Here is a 14,575-nt window from a genome sequence, read left to right as displayed (position 1 = left end):
GGCGTCAGGCTTCGATGCGGCCCATGCGACCGGTCTGGTAGTCGACGACCGCCTGCCGGATCTCTTCCTCGGTATTCATCACGAACGGGCCATAGCGGACGATCGGTTCGTTGAGCGGCACGCCGCCGATCAGCAGCAGGTCGAGCGGCGTGTCGCCGGCGGCGAACGTGACCGTGTCGCCGTCGTCGCCGTACACGATCATGTGCCGTGCGTCGACAGCCTGCCTGTCGGGCCCGTAGAGGCCTGTTCCGTCGATCGGATAGGCGAACACGCGATAGCCGGCCGGAACCGGCTGCGTGACCGTTGCGCCGGGTTCCAGCGTGAAATGCTGGTAGAGGATCGGCGTACGCGTCTCGATCGCGGCCTGGACGCCGAACGCCTCGCCGGCGATGACGCGCACGCGCGCGCGGCCGTCCGGCGACGTCGCGGTCGGGATGCGCTCGACCGGGATCTCCTGGTAGCGCGGCGCGATCAGCTTGTCGCGGCGCGGCAGGTTGACCCACAGCTGGAAGCCGTGGGAGCGGCCGCCGGCCTGCGCGAACGCCGGATCCGGCATTTCGCTGTGCACGACCCCGGCGCCGGCCGTCATCCACTGCACGTCGCCGGGGCCAAGCGTGCCGGCATGGCCGGACGAGTCGCGATGGCAGAAGCGTCCGTCGAGTGCGTAGGTCACGGTTTCGAAGCCGCGATGCGGATGGTCGGGCGCGCCCTTGGCTTCGCCGGGGGCGTAGTCGACGGGGCCCATTTCGTCGAGCAGCAGGAACGGATCGAAATCCATCAGCAGCCGGGTCGGGAACGGACGGTGAACCACAAAGCCGCCGCCTTCGGTGGTGCGAAGCGCGGGGTAGGTGCGGTCAAGCGAGCGAGCGGTCGTCATGGGGAGGCCCTCGAAATCAACGGAATAGCGTTATTTTTGAAACATAGCGCTATTATATTGGGCGTTTTCCCGTTCGATTTGCGATGGTTCGCAATGGATTGTTCTGAAATTGGAACGATGAGATGAATATCGATGCACATAACCTGAACGACCTCATGTACTTTTCGCAGGTCGTCGAACATGGCGGTTTCTCGGCCGCGGAACGCGTGCTGGGCATCTCGAAATCGCGCCTGTCGCGGCGCCTGACCGAACTCGAGGGGGCACTCGGCGTGCGCCTGTTGCAGCGTTCGACGCGCAAGCTCGCGCTGACCGAGGCGGGGGAGTTGTTCTACCAGCATTGCCAGGCGATGCTCGCCGAGGCGCAGGCCGCGATGAATGCGGTGCAGCAGTTGCGCGCGTCGCCGCGCGGTTCGGTGCGGGTCAGCGTGCCTGTCACGCTGTCGCAGACGATGCTGTCGCGCATCCTGCCCGAATTCCTGCGTCGTTATCCCGAGGTGAGGGTGCATGTGCGCGTGACGAATCGCGTGATCGATCTGTTCGAGGACTCGATCGATGTCGCGCTGCGCGTGCGCTCGGAGCCGCCGCAGAACGCCAACATCGTCGTGCGGCCGCTGTGGCGTACCGAGCAGATGCTGGTCGGTGCGCCGAGCCTGCTGAGCCAGAATGCGCCGCCGCTGGTGCCGGACGATCTGGCCGGCTTCGAGACGCTCGATACGCCGAGCGTCGACGGGCGGCACGTGTTCAACCTGATCGCACCGGACGGCACGCGTCATGTGCACGAGCACGAACCGCGGCTCGTGACGGCCGACCTGATGACGATCCGCGAGGCCGTGCTCGACGGCCTCGGCATCGCGGCGCTGCCGGAGATGATGTACGGCAATGCGCTGCGTGCGGGGCAACTGTCGCCCGTGATGCCGGGCTGGACGCTGCCGGTGCCGCAACTGTATGCGGTGTTCGTGTCGCGGCAGGGGATGCCGCCCGCGGTGCGTGCGTTCGTCGACTACCTGGTCGAGAAGCTCGATCACGGCGCCTACAAGGAGCAGGGGTGCCCCGAGCGTGCGAAGAAGGAAGCCGCGGCCGATGCTTCGGCGACCTGAACACGACGCGCACGACGAGGCAAATTTGTTTTGTCATTGAAGCGTCGTCTGCAATCGCAAGTTTCAATCGCCGGGGCCTTGAATGCGCGCGCGCGCGGGCCTATATTGAAATCCCATTTCGTGAAGGAAGTTCTGAGCGAAATCAGGTGGCCGCATATATTGTGAGCCAGATAGGGCAGAACGCGCAGTCCGTGCAGACCACGGCAGAGTCGCATTTGCGTTGCTCGAGGCGCAACCGATACCGCCAAAGAGCCCGCCGCCCGAAGGCGCCCGCGTGCGCATGAAAAAAGGCCTTCATCTGGCGATGAAGGCCTTTTACTTTGTGCTCGGCGAGGAGCGCGACGTGCGTGCGTTACTTCGCTTTCGCGGCCGGCTCCGTCACGAAGCCGAGTTTCGTCAGGCCGCCTGCCTGCGCATCCGACATCACTTCGGCGACATGCTCGTATGCAACCTTGCGGTCCGCGCGCAGGTGCAACTCCGGCTGCGGCTTGCGTTGCGCCGCTTCCGCGATGCGCGCCTGCAATTGTTCGCGCGTGACCGTGTGGTCGTCCCACAGGATCGTGCCATCGCCCTGGATCGCGACGTCGACCGTCTGCGGCTTTTCGTCGACGGGCTGACTGCTGGCGTGCGGCAGGTCGATCTTCACCGCATGCTGCATCGCCGGGATCGTCACGAGGAAAATGATCAGGAGTACGAGCATGACGTCGACGAGCGGCGTCATGTTGATCTCGCTCATCACGGCATCGTCGTCATCGTCGCTGAAACCAGTGTTCATTGCCATGGTTCACCCCGTCTCAGCTGGCGCGCGTCGCGAGGCGCAGGCCGTCGCGCGTCGACGACGATGCGAGGCTCGCACCGGTCACGAAGTAGGCGTGCAGGCCGTGCGCGAAGCGGCGCAGCTTGCTGACGACACCCTTGTTCGCGCGGGTCAGTGCGTTGTAGCCGAGCACGGCCGGGATCGCGACGAACAGGCCGAAGGCCGTCATGATCAGCGATTCGCCGACCGGGCCCGCGACCTGGTCGATCGACGTCTGGCCGGTTGCGCCGATCACGAGCAGCGCGTGGTAGATCCCCCAGACCGTGCCGAACAGGCCGACGAACGGCGCCGTGCTGCCGATCGACGCGAGGACCGCGAGGCCGCTCTGCATGCGCGAGATGCCTTCGTCCATCGTGTCCTTCAGGCAGCGCGTGACCCAGTCCGACACGTCCATGCGGTCGTGCAGGTGCGGTTGCGTCTGGTGGTGATGGTCGGCAGCTTCCTTGCCCGACAGCGCGAGCGCGAGGAACGGGTTGTCGTTCGGCGTCGATGCGGCGAGGCCGAGCTTCTTGATGCCGTCGTCGAAATTGTCCGAATGCCAGAATGCCTGTTCGGCGTTCTTCGTGAGGCGGTTCAGGCGAACCACGTTCCAGCCCTTGACGACGATGACGATCCACGACAGAACCGACATCACGAGCAGCGTGATCGCAATGGCGCGCGTGACGAAATCACCTTGCGCCCAGACGTGCGCGATACCGTAGCTTTGCATTTTTTGTTTCCTTTGAATCTTCCGGATGAGGCGGATTAGTCGTTAAGCGTGAAGTTGTAGGGCAGGACGTGCGTGACACGGATTGCCTGGCCATTCTCGAGATACGGTTGGCAGGTGATGGCGCGCGTCGCGTCCAGAGCCGCATCGTCGAGGCGCGGATAGCCACTGCTCTTCTGCAGGGTGATGCTTTCGAGCTTGCCGGTTACGCCGACGACGAAGCGAACGTAGGCCGCGCCCGTCTCGCCGCGGCGGCGCGACATCGACGGGTAGTCGGGCTTCACGAAATTGCACTGCAGCGTCGACACGTTCTTCGGCGCGCTGACCTGCATCGTCTCACGGGCCGGGCCGGGCGTGGCGGCCGGTGCGGCAGGCGCTGGCGCAGCGGGTGCGGGCGTTGGATCGGCCGCCGGTGCGGGGATGGGCGACGGAGCGGGCGATTGTGCGAGCGGCGTCGGCGTCGCTGCCTTCGGCACCGGCTTCGGCTCGATCTTCGGCTTTACCTTGGGCACAGGCTTCGGCGGCGCGGGCTGCGGAAGCGATTCGGCCGCGACCTGCTTGGCGACTGGTGCAGGCGCAATGAGCTGCGCGGTGATCGACTGGGCCTCGACCGTTTTCGGCGGCGGCGCGTTGCGATGGAGCCAGGCGGCCGTCAGCATGATCGCGTGTGCGGCAAGCACACCGACCGCGACGACGATCACTCGGGGATTCATACGTGGTGCAGCCGGCAAGGCGCCGGCAGGAGCGAAATGCGAAGCCTGCATGTTAGCTTGAAAGAACGATGTCGCACCCGGGGCGCGGCGGGTGAATCGGCATCACTTGCGGAAGATCAGCAGCGAGATGCAAACGGTGGTCACAAATCCGATCAGCAATTCCATGACAGGCTCCTTGGCAGGTAAGCCGCTGGCTCGCGCGGACGGTGGCTTGCTGACGGTCAAAACAAAAAATGCGGCCTGGGCCGCATGCGCACACTCGGCGCCGGTCAGGCAGCCTTGCGTTCGTAGAACGTGACCGGGATCGGGTGAGCGTGATGCTCGACACCGCACCGGCTCGCGCAGACGCCTTGCTCGGCCATGAGGTCGCGTACGGACTCCTCGCACTTGCCGCAGCACGTGGCCACGCCGAGCTCGAACTGGAGTTCATCGAAAGAGTTCACGCCCTCTGCGAGGGACGCGCGGATCTTGCGATCGGAAACAGACTTGCACACGCAGACGATCATGATGAGTTGCGATAGCTAACGTTAATGCGAATTATTATCATTAATTTTGCGGACGTTGACAAGCCTGGGTCGGGCTTTTTTTAAGCTCATCGGACCCTTGAAACGGCGGGGGCGGCGGGGCCGCGGCGGGAGAGGGCGTGCCGGCCTGCGTCAGGCGGTCGCGCAGGCGCGCGCGTTCGGCGAGGAAATGGTGACGGATTCGACCGGCGCATCGAGGCCGAGCAGCGTCGACGCGAGTGCCTGCAACTGCCGGCCGTCGCCGGTCGAGCAGAAGCGGGGCGGCGCGACAGGCGTGCCGGCGGGCGCGCGCAGGCTGTGCAGGTCGAGCACGCGCGCGAGCTGGCGCGCGATCGCGTCGCTCGTGTCGATGATCGACATGCGGTCGCCGACAATGTCACGAATGGTTGCCGTGAGGAACGGATAGTGCGTACAGCCGAGGACGACTGTATCGGCACCGTCGTCGAGCATCGGCTGCAGGTAGCTGTCGAGCAGTGCGCGCAGCGTGGGCGAGCCCGTGTCCCCGCTCTCGATCGCCTGCACGAGCCCGTGGCCCGGCTGGCAGATGAAGCGGCAACCGGCGCCATGACGTTCGAGCAATGCCTGGAACCGGGCGCTGCGCAGCGTCGCCTGGGTGGCGAGCACGCCGGCGACGCCGCTCGCGGATTGCTGGACGGCCGGTTTGATGCCCGGCTCGACGCCGACGAGCGGGATCGCGAGATGCTCGCGTACCGCCGCGATCGACTGCGCGGTTGCCGTATTGCACGCGACGACGAGCGCCTTCGCGCCCTGCTGGACGAACCACTCGCCGATCGCGAGTGTGCGCTCGAGGATGAATGCATCGTCGCGTTCGCCGTACGGGATGTAGCGTGTATCGGCGGTATAGACGAACGACTCGCCGGGCAGGTGCGCACGCACGGCGCGCAGCACCGACAGGCCGCCGAGCCCCGAATCGAAGATCCCGACGGGGGCGGCGGCACGCATCGCGGCAGCGGCTGGCTGGTTCGTCATCGTCATGCGGACGGCGCGGCGGCGAGTGGGCCGATTACTCGGCCGAACCCATCATCGATTGCTGGTAGTTCTGCAGGCCGACCTTGCCGATCAGGTCGATCTGCGTTTCCAGCCAGTCGATGTGCTCTTCGGTGTCGTCGAGGATCTTTTCGAAGATCTCGCGCGACACATAATCACGAACCGATTCGCAGTAGGCGATCGCTTCCTTGCACGTGGTCTGCGAGATCTGCTCGAGCTTCAGGTCGCACTTCAGGATCTCTTCGGTTTCCTCGCCGACGAGCAGCTTGTGCAGGTCCTGCAGGTTCGGCAGGCCGTCGAGCATGAACACGCGCTCGATCAGCCAGTCGGCGTGCTTCATTTCGCCGATCGACTCGTCGTACTCGTGCTTGCCGAGCTTGTCGAGGCCCCAGTGCTTGTACATGCGGGCATGCAGGAAGTACTGGTTGATCGCCGTGAGCTCATTCTTCAACTGGGCGTTCAGATATTCGATGACTTTCTTGTCGCCTTGCATGGCTGTTCCTTGTTCAGTGGGGCTTCAGAAACCGAACGATAATCGCTCGAACGAGAAAAGCCAAGCCTCGAAGCCTTGCCGGGCCTGCCTTTTGCATGTAATGAGAATCAGCCTCGAATAACCGGCCGTGCACAATAATGAGAACGAGAAGCAAAAAGGCCGGACTCGCGTCCGGCCTTTCGTTCGATCGCGCTTACGCGGTTGCGACCGGGATCTTGCCGATCTTCGCCTGCCACTCCTTCGGACCGGTCTGGTGCACCGACGTGCCCGACGAATCGACGGCAACCGTCACCGGCATGTCTTGCACGTCGAACTCGTAGATCGCTTCCATGCCGAGGTCTTCGAATGCGAGCACCTTCGCGCCGCGGATCGCCTTCGACACGAGGTAAGCCGCGCCGCCGACCGCCATCAGGTACGCGGCCTTGTGCTTCTTGATCGCCTCGATCGCGACCGGGCCGCGCTCGGCCTTGCCGACCATCGAGATCAGGCCCGTTTGCGCGAGCATCGTCTCGGTGAACTTGTCCATGCGTGTGGCCGTCGTCGGGCCGGCCGGGCCGACCACTTCGTCGCGGACCGGATCGACCGGGCCGACGTAGTAGATCACGCGGTTCGTGAAGTCGACCGGCAGCTTCTCGCCCTTCGCGAGCATGTCGGCGATGCGCTTGTGCGCGGCGTCGCGGCCGGTGAGCATCTTGCCCGACAGCAGCAGCGTCTGGCCCGGCGCCCAGCTGGCGACTTCTTCCGGCGTCAGCGTGTTCAGGTCGACGCGCTTGCTGGTTTCCGTATTCGGTTCCCACTGGACCTTCGGCCAGGCGTCGAGTGACGGCGCCTCGAGCTTCGCGGGGCCCGAGCCGTCGAGCACGAAGTGCGCGTGGCGCGTGGCCGCGCAGTTCGGGATCAGCGCGACCGGCTTCGACGCCGCGTGCGTCGGTGCGGCCATGATCTTCACGTCGAGCACGGTCGCCAGGCCGCCGAGGCCCTGCGCGCCGATGCCGAGCGCGTTGACTTTTTCATGCAGCTCGACACGCAGTTCCTCGACCCAGTCCTGCGGACCGCGCGCGATGATTTCCTGGATGTCGATCGGATCCATCAGCGATTCCTTCGCCATCAACATCGCCTTCTCGGCCGTGCCGCCGATGCCGATCCCGAGCATGCCGGGCGGGCACCAGCCCGCGCCCATCGTCGGGACCGTCTTCAGCACCCAGTCGACGATCGAGTCGGACGGGTTCAGCATCACGAACTTCGACTTGTTCTCCGAGCCGCCGCCCTTCGCCGCGACCTGCACGTCGACCTTGTCGCCCGGCACGATCTCGTAGTGGATCACGGCCGGCGTGTTGTCCTTCGTGTTCTTGCGGGCGCCTTCCGGCGGATTGACGATCGACGCGCGCAGCACGTTGTCCGGGTGCGTGTAACCGCGGCGCACGCCTTCGTTGATCATGTCGGTGAGGCCCATCGTCGCGCCGTCCCAGCGCACGTCCATGCCGACCTTCACGAAGATCGTGACGATGCCGGTGTCCTGGCAGATCGGGCGCTTGCCTTCCGCGCACATGCGGCTGTTCGTGAGGATCTGCGCGATCGCATCCTTCGCGGCCGGGCTCTCTTCCAGCTCGTACGCGCGGCCGAGGGCCTGGATGTAGTCGAGCGGATGGTAGTAGCTGATGTACTGCAGCGAATCCGCGATGCTCTGGATCAGGTCTTCCTGTTTGATGACGGTCATGGCTGAGACTCTGTGGGGACAGTGGGGAATGCGTTTTATGCGTTCACGGCTGCTTCGGCCGGTTTCCGGGACGCGACCGCGACGGGCGCATGCGTCTCGTGGAAATGGGCGGGATGCGTGTGCGTCGTCAGGCGGTCGACCCACGCCATCACGAGCGCCGACACGAGGAACGACACGTGGATGATCACCTGCCACATGATCGCGTGCATCGTGTGCTGGTCGGGGTTGATGAACGTCTTCAGCAGGTGGATCGACGAAATGCTGATCAGCGCCATCGACAGCTTGACCTTCAGCACGCCCGCGTTCACGTGGTCGAGCCACTCGGGCTCGTCGGGGTGGCCCTCGATGCCGAGGCGCGACACGAACGTTTCGTAACCGCCGACGATCACCATGATCAGCAGGTTCGAGATCATCACCACGTCGATCAGACCGAGCACCGCGAGCATCACGCTGATTTCGTCGAGGCTGGTCGCATGCGACAGCAGGTGCCAGACTTCCTTCAGGAACAGGAACACGTAGACGGCCTGCGCGACGATCAGGCCGAGGTACAGCGGAACCTGGAGCCAGCGGCTCATGAAGATCAGCGCGGGAAGCGGGCGAAGCGGGCGACGGGCGGGGCGGCCGGGCGAATGCGGGGCGGACATGATGGCGGTGCGGGCGCGGTGCGCAGGTATCGGGGGTAATCTTGAAAAGGCGCGCTATTGTAACGCGTCGGCCGGCGCGACTGCAGCGACGCGCCGGCGCGGCCGGGGACCGATCAGGAGGCGGCGGCCGGCACGGGTTTCACGCGCAGGCTCGCGAGCACGATGCCGGTGACGACGCACGCGAGCGCGATGCCGTGCGCGAGCGTCGGGCGTTCGCCGAGGAACGCGATGCCGTACGCAGCGGCGGCGATCGGCAGCACCGCGCTGAACACGCCGGCGAGGCTGCCCGGCACGTGCCGGATGCCTTTCATCCACAGCCAGAACGAGAAGATGCTGGCCGACAGCCCGTACCAGACGACGAGCGTCCAGGTGCCGGCCGGCACGCTCGCGTAATCGAAGTGCCACAGCGCCGTCGCGCCGAGCGGCAGCATCAGGAACAGGCCGAACAGGTGCGTATACGCGCAGATGTCGATCGGCGCGAGCGTCTGCGTGAGCCGGCGCGACAGGATCACGTAGATCGATTCGCAGCACACGGCCCCGAGGATCAGCAGGTTGCCGGTCAGCGAGCCGGACGCTTCGCCGTGGGCGCCGTGCCCGGCCGCGCCGCCGTTGGCGAGGTTGATCGTCACGACCCCGACGATCGCGAGCGCGATCGACACGAGCGCACGGCCGTTCGGTTTTTCGCGCAGGACCAGCCACGCGAACAGCGCGACGATGGCCGGGATCGTGCTGGTGATGACGCCGGCCGCCACCGCGCTGGTGCGCTGCACGCCGTTGAGCATCAGCAGCGTGAACATGAAGGTGCCGAAGAAGGCCTGCAGGAACAGGTTCAGCCACTCGCCGCGCTTGACCGCGCGCATTTTCACGGGGCTGAACAGCGGCCACAGCACGGCGATCGCGATCACGAAGCGCAGCGTGGCGAGGATGGCGACAGGGACGAATGCAACGATGGATTTACCGATACCGACGTTGCTGCCGACGAACAGCATCGACAGGATGAGGAAGAGGGCGTAGCGATTCAAGCTGGAATCCGGGAGGCGAGTTCAGTTAGGATTGTAGGGTCGCGTTTGTAACAGCGTAAAGCGCCGCCCGACATGCGAAACGGCTCTGCCAACGGCCATGCCGCGTAAGTGACGGGTAAGTTGAAGCGCTTATCGTGCAAACTACCGGGCCGCACGTTCGCCAACGCGTGACGTGGTGCGGTGCAGCATCGCGCGCAGCCTTCGCGGCCGTGCGCGGATGGGTGGGAGACAGCGGCGCATATGTGCCGGCCAAGACGCGCGGCGCGCACGATCGCGCCGCCATGCAGAGGATTCATGTTCACCAAGGGGTAGTCGATGTCTGCGATTGAATCGGTTCTTCACGAAACCCGTCAGTTTGCGCCGCCCGCGGCGCTCGAGAAGGCGGCAACCATTTCCGGCATGCCGGCCTATCGCGCGCTCGCCGCCGAGGCCGAGGCCGATTACGAAGGCTTCTGGGCGCGTCTCGCGCGTGAGGGCCTCGCGTGGCACAAGCCGTTCACGAAGGTGCTCGACGAGAGCAACGCGCCGTTCTACAAGTGGTTCGACGACGGCGAGCTGAACGCGTCGTACAACTGTCTCGACCGCCACGTCGACGCCGGCAACGGCGAGCGCGTCGCGGTGATCTTCGAGGCCGACGACGGCACCGTCACGCGCGTCACCTATGCGGATCTGCTGGCGCGCGTGTCGCGCTTCGCGAATGCGCTGAAGAAACGCGGGATCGGCAAGGGCGATCGCGTTGTCATCTATATTCCGATGTCGATCGAAGGCATCGTCGCGATGCAGGCCTGCGCGCGCATCGGCGCGACGCACTCGGTCGTGTTCGGCGGCTTCTCCGCGAAATCGCTGAACGAGCGGCTCGTCGACGTCGGCGCGGTGGCGCTGATCACGGCCGACGAGCAGGCGCGCGGCGGCAAGACGCTGCCGCTCAAGAGCATCGCCGACGAGGCGATCGCGCTGGGTGGCTGCGAAGCGGTGAAGAGCGTGATCGTCTATCGCCGCACCGGCGGCAAGATCGACTGGCATGCGGACCGCGACCTGTGGATGCACGAACTGTCGGACGGAGAATCCGACCAATGCGAACCGGCATGGGTCGGCGCCGAGCATCCGCTGTTCATCCTGTATACGTCGGGCTCGACCGGCAAGCCGAAGGGCGTGCAGCACAGCACGGGCGGCTACCTGTTGTGGGCCGCGCAGACGATGAAGTGGACCTTCGACTGGAAACCGACCGACGTGTTCTGGTGCACGGCCGACATCGGCTGGGTCACGGGCCACACGTACATCACCTACGGGCCGCTCGCGTGCGGCGGCACGCAGGTCGTGTTCGAGGGCGTGCCGACCTATCCGGACGCCGGCCGCTTCTGGAAGATGATCGGCGATCACAAGGTCACCGTGTTCTACACCGCACCGACCGCGATCCGTTCGCTGATCAAGGCGGCCGAAGCCGACGACAAGGTGCATCCGAAGAGCCATGACCTGTCGAGCCTGCGCATCATCGGCACGGTCGGCGAGCCGATCAATCCGGAAGCATGGATGTGGTATCACAAGCACGTCGGCCAGGAGCGCTGCCCGATCGTCGACACGTGGTGGCAGACCGAGACGGGCGGCCACATGATCACGCCGCTGCCGGGGGCGACGCCGACCGTGCCCGGTTCGTGCACGCTGCCGCTGCCGGGCATCATGGCCGCGGTGGTCGACGAGACGGGCCAGGACGTGCCGAACGGGCAGGGCGGCATCCTCGTCGTCAAGCGCCCGTGGCCCGCGATGATCCGCACGATCTGGGGCGACCCAGAGCGCTTCAAGAAGAGCTATTACCCCGAGGAACTCGGTGGCCGGCTGTATCTCGCCGGCGACGGCACCGTGCGCGACAAGGACACCGGCTACTTCACGATCATGGGCCGGATCGATGACGTGCTGAACGTGTCGGGCCACCGGCTCGGCACGATGGAGATCGAGTCGGCGCTGGTTTCGCACGAGCTCGTCGCCGAGGCGGCCGTGGTCGGCCGCCCGGACGACACGACGGGCGAGGCCGTGGTCGCGTTCGTGGTGCTGAAGCGTTCGCGTCCGGAAGGCGAGGAAGCCGCGGCACTCGCGAAGACGTTGCGCGACTGGGTCGGCAAGCAGATCGGTCCGATCGCGAAGCCGAAGGACATTCGGTTCGGCGACAACCTGCCGAAGACGCGCTCGGGCAAGATCATGCGGCGCCTGCTGCGCTCGCTCGCGAAGGGCGAGGCGATCACGCAGGACACGTCCACGCTCGAGAACCCGGCGATCCTCGACCAGCTCACCGAAGTGCGCTGATCGCACCTGCGTTGCGCCACGCGCGCATGAGCCCCTGCGCGGCAATCCCGATTGTCCGCGCAGGGGCTTTTTGCTACATAACGGCATGACCGTTCCGACCCGCCCCGCGCCCGCTGCGCCACCGCCCGTTCCCGAACCGCTCGCGCGTGCCCACTCGCGCTACTGGCGTTTCAACGTCGCGCTGATCGTGGTGCTGATGGCGATCGGCTTCACGGTGTCGTTCGTCGTGCCGTTCTTCGCGCCCGCGCTCGCGGGTGTGCGCTTCGCGGGTTTCAGCCTGCCGTTCTATGTCGGCGCGCAGGGCGCGATTCTCGTGTATCTCGTGCTGATCGTCGTCTACATCGTGCTGATGCAACGCGCGGACCGCACGCTGCGCCGCGCGTATGACGACCATGCGGCGCGCACCGCCAACGCACACGGCGGGCGCTGATTCATGCTGACGCATCGACTGATACGCGCGTATGCGCTCTACACGCTGGGGTTTCTCGGGTTCGTGCTGCTGATGTGGCGGATCGAGCGCGCGACCGGCTCCGGCGTCTGGATCGGCTACGTGTTTCTGTTCGTGCCGATCGCCGTTTATGCGGTGATCGGGCTGCTGTCGCGCACGTCCGATCTCGTCGAGTACTACGTGGCCGGGCGGCGCGTACCGTCCGCGTTCAACGGGATGGCGACGGCGGCCGACTGGCTGTCGGCCGCGTCGTTCATCGGCCTGGCCGGATCGCTTTACTCCACCGGCTACGACGCGCTGGCGTACGTGATGGGCTGGACGGGCGGGTTCTGCCTCGTTGCGTTCCTGCTCGCGCCTTATGTGCGCAAGCTCGCGCGCTACACGATTCCCGATTTTCTCGGCACGCGCTTCTCGAGCACCGCCGTGCGCGCGCTGGCGGCCGGCGCGGCGATCCTGTGTTCGTTCGTGTATCTGGTCGCGCAGATCCAGGGGATCGGCCTGATCGCGACGCGCTTCATCGGCGTCGATTTCGCGATCGGGATCTTCTGCGGGCTCGCGGGCATTCTCGTGTGCTCCTTTCTCGGCGGGATGCGCGCGGTCACGTGGACGCAGGTCGCGCAGTACATCATCCTGATCAGCGCGATCCTGATTCCGGTGTCGCTGATCGCGATGAAGAACGGGCTCGGTCCCGTGCCGCAGTTCAGTTACGGCAAGCTGATGGAGCGCGTCGCGGCGCGCGAGGCGCAGGTGCGCGATGCGTCCGGGGAGCAGCAGGTGCGCGACGCGTACCGCCGGCAAGCCGCGGACATCCAGACACGGCTCGACCGGTTGCCGGCGTCCTATGCGGACGCACGCAGGCATCTTGCCGACCAGCTCACCGACCTGCGGCGCCACAACGGGCCGCTGCGCGAGATCAGCCAGCGCGAGCGCGAGCTGGCCGATTTCCCGCGCGATCCGGCGGCGGCGCGCGTCGCGTGGACGCAGGCGCGCGACGATCTGCTGGCCCGTGCCGAGCCGCCCGTGCCGATGCACGAGCCGTTTCCGGCCGCGAGCGACGACGAACGCAAGCCGCGCGAGCGGAATTTTCTCGCGTTGCTGCTGTGCCTGTCGCTCGGCACCGCGAGCCTGCCGCACATCCTGACGCGCTACAACACGACCACGTCGGTCGCGTCGGCACGGCGCTCGGTCGGCTGGACGCTGTTCTTCATCGCGCTGTTCTACCTCAGCGTGCCGGTGCTCGCGGTGCTGATCAAGTACGAGATCCTCGCGAATCTTGTCGGGCGGCCATTCGCCGAATTACCGGCGTGGGTCACGCAATGGCATCACTTCGAACCGGACCTGATCAGCGTCGTCGAGGTGATACGCGACGGCATCGTGCACTGGTCGGAAATCCAGATGCAGCCGGACATGGTCGTGCTGGCCGCGCCGGAGATCGCGGGGCTGCCGTATGTCGTGTCGGGACTGATCGCGGCCGGTGCGCTGGCCGCCGCGCTGTCGACCGCGGACGGGCTGCTGCTGACGATCGCGAACGCGCTGTCGCACGACGTCTATTACTGCATGGTCGCGCCCGATGCGTCGAGCCAGCGGCGCGTGACGATCTCGAAGGTGCTGCTGCTTGGCGTCGCGCTGTTCGCGTCGTATGTCGCGTCGCTCAATACGGGGAAGATCCTGTTCCTCGTCGGCGCGGCGTTCTCGCTCGCGGCATCGAGCTTCTTTCCGGTGCTCGTGCTCGGCGTGTTCTGGAAGCGCACGACGACGCGCGGCGCGATCGCCGGGATGGTGACGGGGCTCGCGGTGTGCGTGTATTACATCGTGTCGACCTATCCGTACTTCACGCAGCTGACGGGGTTCGCAGGGCGCACGTGGTTCGGGATCGAGCCGATCAGTTCGGGCGTGTTCGGCGTGCCGGCGGGGTTTGCGGTGGCGATCGTGGTGAGTCTGTGCGATCGGCGGCCGGATGAGTACACGCGGGCGTTGGTGGATTACATCAGGCATCCGTGACGCGGGAGGCGGGCGGATAGGGGGCGTGTCGGCGCGCCAAAAGGAAAAGCCCCTTGATTTCCGGGAAATCAAGGGGCTTCATGCGTTCTGGCGGAGAGAGGGGGATTCGAACCCCCGATAGGCGATTAACCTATACACGCTTTCCAGGCGTGCGACTTAAACCACTCATCCATCTCTCCGGAAGACCGAGAGTATAGCAAACTCTGGTGG

General features: G+C 65.7%; 14 protein-coding genes and 1 tRNA gene. 4 read left to right on the top strand and 11 right to left on the bottom strand.

Features of this window, described 5'->3' with window-relative positions; genetic code table 11:
- Positions 1-4: 4 nt before the first annotated feature.
- Positions 5-877: a pirin family protein gene (locus tag ACTRWB_RS23170; RefSeq protein ID WP_446903308.1), complete on the bottom strand. Its 873-nt coding sequence runs from the start codon at positions 875-877 to the stop codon at positions 5-7.
- Positions 878-999: 122 nt separating this feature from the next.
- Here ACTRWB_RS23170 and ACTRWB_RS23165 point away from each other — a divergent pair, with 122 nt between their 5' ends.
- Positions 1,000-1,974, top strand: a complete 975-nt coding sequence (locus tag ACTRWB_RS23165; RefSeq protein ID WP_129512572.1) for a LysR family transcriptional regulator — start codon at positions 1,000-1,002, stop codon at positions 1,972-1,974.
- A gap of 352 nt (positions 1,975-2,326) precedes the next feature.
- Here ACTRWB_RS23165 and ACTRWB_RS23160 read toward each other — a convergent pair whose 3' ends face one another.
- The 9 genes from ACTRWB_RS23160 to ACTRWB_RS23120 form a co-directional block, all read right to left on the bottom strand.
- Positions 2,327-2,755: an ExbD/TolR family protein gene (locus ACTRWB_RS23160; protein ID WP_048248885.1), complete on the bottom strand. Its 429-nt coding sequence runs from the start codon at positions 2,753-2,755 to the stop codon at positions 2,327-2,329.
- 13 nt (positions 2,756-2,768) lie between these two features.
- The gene (locus ACTRWB_RS23155) at positions 2,769-3,500 is read right to left on the bottom strand and encodes a MotA/TolQ/ExbB proton channel family protein (protein ID WP_048248884.1); all 732 of its coding nucleotides are present in this window, start codon (positions 3,498-3,500) and stop codon (positions 2,769-2,771) included.
- A gap of 35 nt (positions 3,501-3,535) precedes the next feature.
- Positions 3,536-4,261, bottom strand: a complete 726-nt coding sequence (locus ACTRWB_RS23150) for an energy transducer TonB (RefSeq protein WP_446903307.1) — start codon at positions 4,259-4,261, stop codon at positions 3,536-3,538.
- Between the two features lie 218 nt (positions 4,262-4,479).
- A complete protein-coding gene (locus ACTRWB_RS23145) occupies positions 4,480-4,716 on the bottom strand; it encodes a (2Fe-2S)-binding protein (protein ID WP_039370093.1) in 237 nt (78 codons plus the stop codon).
- Positions 4,717-4,866: 150 nt separating this feature from the next.
- On the bottom strand, positions 4,867-5,730 hold the full coding sequence (gene murI, locus ACTRWB_RS23140; protein WP_446903306.1) for a glutamate racemase: 864 nt from the start codon (positions 5,728-5,730) through the stop codon (positions 4,867-4,869).
- 28 nt (positions 5,731-5,758) lie between these two features.
- On the bottom strand, positions 5,759-6,235 hold the full coding sequence (bfr, locus tag ACTRWB_RS23135) for a bacterioferritin (protein ID WP_111016572.1): 477 nt from the start codon (positions 6,233-6,235) through the stop codon (positions 5,759-5,761).
- A 193-nt stretch (positions 6,236-6,428) separates the two neighbouring features.
- Positions 6,429-7,952: a fumarate hydratase gene (locus tag ACTRWB_RS23130; RefSeq protein ID WP_446903305.1), complete on the bottom strand. Its 1,524-nt coding sequence runs from the start codon at positions 7,950-7,952 to the stop codon at positions 6,429-6,431.
- A 35-nt stretch (positions 7,953-7,987) separates the two neighbouring features.
- On the bottom strand, positions 7,988-8,596 hold the full coding sequence (locus ACTRWB_RS23125) for a TIGR00645 family protein (protein WP_129512568.1): 609 nt from the start codon (positions 8,594-8,596) through the stop codon (positions 7,988-7,990).
- A 113-nt stretch (positions 8,597-8,709) separates the two neighbouring features.
- Positions 8,710-9,618 (bottom strand): DMT family transporter, encoded by a 909-nt coding sequence (locus ACTRWB_RS23120; protein ID WP_446903304.1) that lies wholly within the window; start codon positions 9,616-9,618, stop codon positions 8,710-8,712.
- 315 nt (positions 9,619-9,933) lie between these two features.
- Between ACTRWB_RS23120 and acs the strand changes: the two genes are divergently transcribed.
- From acs to ACTRWB_RS23105, 3 genes are all read left to right on the top strand, one after another.
- Positions 9,934-11,916 carry an acetate--CoA ligase gene (acs, locus tag ACTRWB_RS23115; protein ID WP_446903303.1) on the top strand — a complete coding sequence of 661 codons (1,983 nt, stop codon included), beginning with the start codon at positions 9,934-9,936 and terminating at the stop codon, positions 11,914-11,916.
- 85 nt (positions 11,917-12,001) lie between these two features.
- A complete protein-coding gene (locus tag ACTRWB_RS23110) occupies positions 12,002-12,346 on the top strand; it encodes a DUF4212 domain-containing protein (protein ID WP_446903302.1) in 345 nt (114 codons plus the stop codon).
- Positions 12,347-12,349: 3 nt separating this feature from the next.
- Positions 12,350-14,365: a sodium:solute symporter family protein gene (locus ACTRWB_RS23105; RefSeq protein WP_446903301.1), complete on the top strand. Its 2,016-nt coding sequence runs from the start codon at positions 12,350-12,352 to the stop codon at positions 14,363-14,365.
- An 88-nt stretch (positions 14,366-14,453) separates the two neighbouring features.
- On the opposite strand, the gene ACTRWB_RS23100 is transcribed toward ACTRWB_RS23105, so the two are convergent.
- Positions 14,454-14,544: transfer RNA gene (locus ACTRWB_RS23100), tRNA-Ser, on the bottom strand.
- Between the last annotated feature and the right edge of the window lie 31 nt (positions 14,545-14,575).

It is taken from the genome of Burkholderia sp. YIM B11467 (assembly GCF_052952715.1).
Note: the sequence above shows the minus strand (reverse complement) of the source record. Positions and strands in the feature narration are given on the sequence as shown.

Bases quoted from the DNA above. Each gene is read 5' to 3' on its own strand.
- ACTRWB_RS23170 (WP_446903308.1), bottom strand. From the start codon at position 877: ATGACGACCGCTCGCTCGCTTGACCGCACCTACCCCGCGCTTCGCACC.
- ACTRWB_RS23165 (WP_129512572.1), top strand. From the start codon at position 1,000: ATGAATATCGATGCACATAACCTGAACGACCTCATGTACTTTTCGCAG.
- ACTRWB_RS23160 (WP_048248885.1), bottom strand. From the start codon at position 2,755: ATGGCAATGAACACTGGTTTCAGCGACGATGACGACGATGCCGTGATG.
- ACTRWB_RS23155 (WP_048248884.1), bottom strand. From the start codon at position 3,500: ATGCAAAGCTACGGTATCGCGCACGTCTGGGCGCAAGGTGATTTCGTC.
- ACTRWB_RS23150 (WP_446903307.1), bottom strand. From the start codon at position 4,261: ATGCAGGCTTCGCATTTCGCTCCTGCCGGCGCCTTGCCGGCTGCACCA.
- ACTRWB_RS23145 (WP_039370093.1), bottom strand. From the start codon at position 4,716: ATGATCGTCTGCGTGTGCAAGTCTGTTTCCGATCGCAAGATCCGCGCG.
- murI (WP_446903306.1), bottom strand. From the start codon at position 5,730: ATGACGATGACGAACCAGCCAGCCGCTGCCGCGATGCGTGCCGCCGCC.
- bfr (WP_111016572.1), bottom strand. From the start codon at position 6,235: ATGCAAGGCGACAAGAAAGTCATCGAATATCTGAACGCCCAGTTGAAG.
- ACTRWB_RS23130 (WP_446903305.1), bottom strand. From the start codon at position 7,952: ATGACCGTCATCAAACAGGAAGACCTGATCCAGAGCATCGCGGATTCG.
- ACTRWB_RS23125 (WP_129512568.1), bottom strand. From the start codon at position 8,596: ATGTCCGCCCCGCATTCGCCCGGCCGCCCCGCCCGTCGCCCGCTTCGC.
- acs (WP_446903303.1), top strand. From the start codon at position 9,934: ATGTCTGCGATTGAATCGGTTCTTCACGAAACCCGTCAGTTTGCGCCG.
- ACTRWB_RS23110 (WP_446903302.1), top strand. From the start codon at position 12,002: ATGACCGTTCCGACCCGCCCCGCGCCCGCTGCGCCACCGCCCGTTCCC.
- ACTRWB_RS23105 (WP_446903301.1), top strand. From the start codon at position 12,350: ATGCTGACGCATCGACTGATACGCGCGTATGCGCTCTACACGCTGGGG.